Origin of the sequence: Sphaerisporangium sp. NPDC088356 (assembly GCF_040685555.1) — a bacterium.
GTDB lineage: Bacteria > Actinomycetota > Actinomycetes > Streptosporangiales > Streptosporangiaceae > Sphaerisporangium.
This window is the reverse complement of the sequence record NZ_JBFBIK010000242.1, coordinates 1-3,117: the sequence shown is the minus strand read 5'-3', so window position 1 is coordinate 3,117 and position 3,117 is coordinate 1. Positions and strand designations below refer to the sequence as shown.

The following is a 3,117-nucleotide window of genomic DNA, read 5'->3' as shown; positions in this document are numbered from 1 at the left end:
TCCTGACCCACATCAAGCGGCTGAAGGAACCCGAGGAACCGGTCCAGCGGCTGATGGGCGCGGCCGAGGGGCTCGGGCCCAAGCTCGGGCCCATCCTGCTCCAGCTCCCGCCGACCCTGCGGGCGGACCCGGAGCGGCTGGACGCGTGCCTGCGCTGCTTCCCCGGCCACGTGCGCGTGGCGGTCGAGCCCCGGCACCCCTCGTGGTGGACCGACACCGTCCGGGAGGTGCTGGAGTCACACGGCGCGGCGCTGTGCTGGGCCGACGTGCTCAGCAGGCCCGTGACCCCGCTGTGGCGAACCACCGACTGGGGATACCTGCGCCTCCACCAGGGCCGCGCCACACCCTGGCCGTCGTACGGCGAGGCTTCGCTACGGTCGTGGCTGCACCGGATCGGCGACGCCTGGGACCCCGGCCACGAAGTGTACGTCTACTTCAACAACGACCCCGGCGGCGCCGCCGTCCGCAACGCCGTCCGCTTCGCCGAACTGGCACGCGCGGACGGCCTGCCGGTGAGCCGTACCCCGGAGAGCCTCCCCGAGAGCGCGGCCCTGCGGTGACGTTTCGCGACTCCAAAAGCCTTGACCGCAGGCGACACAGCCCCCGATCCACGGCCTGCTCCAGGCCGAATTGACGCTGAGCACCGTCGCCTTCCAAGCAGGTGCTGCATGCCGTCCGGGCTGGCCTCACCGGCAACCCATTCGGACAGGATTCACCCCGTGGTCATTCAGCCTATGATCGCTATCGGATGAATAGCAGCCATGGATGGCCATTTGTTCCTGTGCAGCCTCAGCCACCCATTCCTCCCGCACACTCCCTTACAGGTGGAATATGTATAAAGCGCACAAACTGGCGCTTTTTTCCCGTCATGTCCTGATCTCCATGCTGTCCATCGTGGTAGCCATCGCGATGGTGGTGTGCCTCGCTCCCGCCACGCCGGCGCGAGCGGCCGCCCGGGATGTCACCATCACTCTCAACGCCTCCGACCTCGGCGTGAACCCTGCCGTCCTGCGGGACATCGTCCCGGAGATGCAGGCAGAAATCAGAGAGCACGGCGGACTGGGCGACACGCTCAAGCAGGCGGTCGCGGACAGCCAAAGCCAAGTGAGCACCACCGTCGACACCTCGGTGTGGCCGAATTTCAGCGGCACGGTGGACGTGACCTCCAACGGCGCCGGCCTGGTCCTCACCATCCCGGCCGGGGAGATCACCACCTCCGGCTTCTGGCAGCAGATCGCCGCTACGGCGATCGCCTGGATCGTGGGATACGGGCTCAGGATGCTGTGCATCGCGTCCTTGGTATCCAGCGGGGTGGGCGCCACGATCGTTCCGCTGGTCTGCACCCCCCTCCAAGCCACCATTAGCGGCATCATGGCGGCGCTCGTGACGCACGCGTTCGCGGGAGACCTGGGCTCCCCTGAGGCGACCAGGGACATCATCATCGCCGGGATACTCGGACTGGCCGGGGGCTTCATCTGGGAGAAGTACCTCGCCCCGTGGGCGAAGGCCAATCTCGCCGAAGCCATCAAAAAGGCCGGCATCTGGATCAGGTCCCAGGTGCCCTGGCTCGACTCCTGGTTCGGAGGCGTGGTCGCCACCAGGGTGGAGCAGCTCGGCTTGCAGTTCCAGGAGCTGGAAGACCTCATCGCCGAAGAGACGGCGGCATGGGCTGGGGTTACCTCGAACCTTCAGCGGAATCTGCGGATCATGGCGTTGGGCGACTCGATCACCTACGGTGCGGGCAGTTCGACCGGAGGCGGTTACCGGTCAACTCTCAACGACCTGCTGGGAGAAGACGGAGCCACCGTCACGTTCGTCGGCTCGCAGCACTCGGGCCCGGCGCCCGACGCCCACGAGGGACGCTCCGGCTGGACGATCTCCCAGATCGCCGCCATTACGGACTCGGCGATGGCCACGTATCGGCCCAACGTGGTGCTGCTGCACATCGGCACCAACGACATGAACAGCAACATCGACCCGGACGGTGCACCGGCCAGGCTCGGCGGCCTCATCGACCAGATCTTCCGGGCCGACCCCAATGTGACCCTCCTGGTCTCGACCATCGTCCCGTCCAACTGGTGGGCGACCCAGGCGCGGATCCTGCGGTTCAACGAGGCGATCCAGTTGGAGACAGGGGCGCGGTGGGCCGCCGGCAAGCACGTCTACATGGTCAACATGAGCGCGGTGACGCTCACTGATCTGGCCGACCTCCTGCATCCCAATGACTCCGGCTACCTGAAGATGGCAGGAGCGTTCTACGGCGGCCTTGTGAAGGTGGCGCAGGCCGGCTGGATCGCAGCATCTGGCGGCGGGACCTCGGCTGCCGGCCCCGTCAAGGGCTGGTTCCCCCAGGGCACCATCGCGTCCGGGACCTTCGGCGGAGCTACCAGCCGGGTCATCTACGCCGACATCAACGGCGACGGCAAGGCCGACTACGTGAAGGTCAATGGCGACAGCTCGGTCCAGGCCTGGCTCAACGGCGGCCCCAAGCCCGGCGGCGGCGACTGGTACTGGGTCCCGCAGGGCACCATCGCCGGCGGCGTCGGCGCGCAAGGCAGTCGGGTCCTCTTCGCCCCGCTCTACGGGACCCGGTCCGCCGACTACGTCCTCATGGGCGACCCCAACCAAACCCTCCCTGACCCCCAGGGCAACAACCCGCCTGACCCCCAGGGCAACGACCAGGGCGACAACCCCCCTGACCCCCAGGGCAACAACCCGCCTGACCCCCAGGGCAACTTAGTGAAGTACGACAGCTCCGTTCAGGTCTGGCAGAACGGCGGCCCCAAGGCCGGCGGGGGCGACTGGCACTGGATCCCAGGCGGACAGGTCGCCAGCGGTGTCGGCGTCGACGGCACCCGGATCCAGTTCGCCGACCTCAACGGCGACGGCCGGGCCGACTACCTCGACGTCGACCCCCAAACCGGCTCCACCCGAGCCTGGATCAACTCCGGCTGAAGACACCGCGGACAGCGGACAACCGCTGTCCGGTCCCGCACCCGAGAGCGCTGATCCGCCCGGGCTGGACGACGAGGTCCTCCACCTCGCCGTCCAGCCCCCGCCCCAGTCACAGACAGAGTTTTTGCACCGTTGACGGAGCAAAGCAGGGCGAGTTAGACT

At 67.7% G+C, this 3,117-nt stretch carries 2 protein-coding genes; both read left to right on the top strand.

What is annotated here, in order from left to right:
- Positions 1–560, top strand: a 560-nt coding sequence (locus AB0O34_RS36495; protein WP_363923533.1) for a DUF72 domain-containing protein, incomplete at its 5' end; no start/stop codon positions are given.
- Between the two features lie 271 nt (positions 561–831).
- Entirely contained in the window at positions 832–2,955 is a 2,124-nt protein-coding gene (locus tag AB0O34_RS36490) for a GDSL-type esterase/lipase family protein (RefSeq protein WP_363923531.1), read from the top strand.
- The last annotated feature ends 162 nt before the right edge of the window (positions 2,956–3,117 follow it).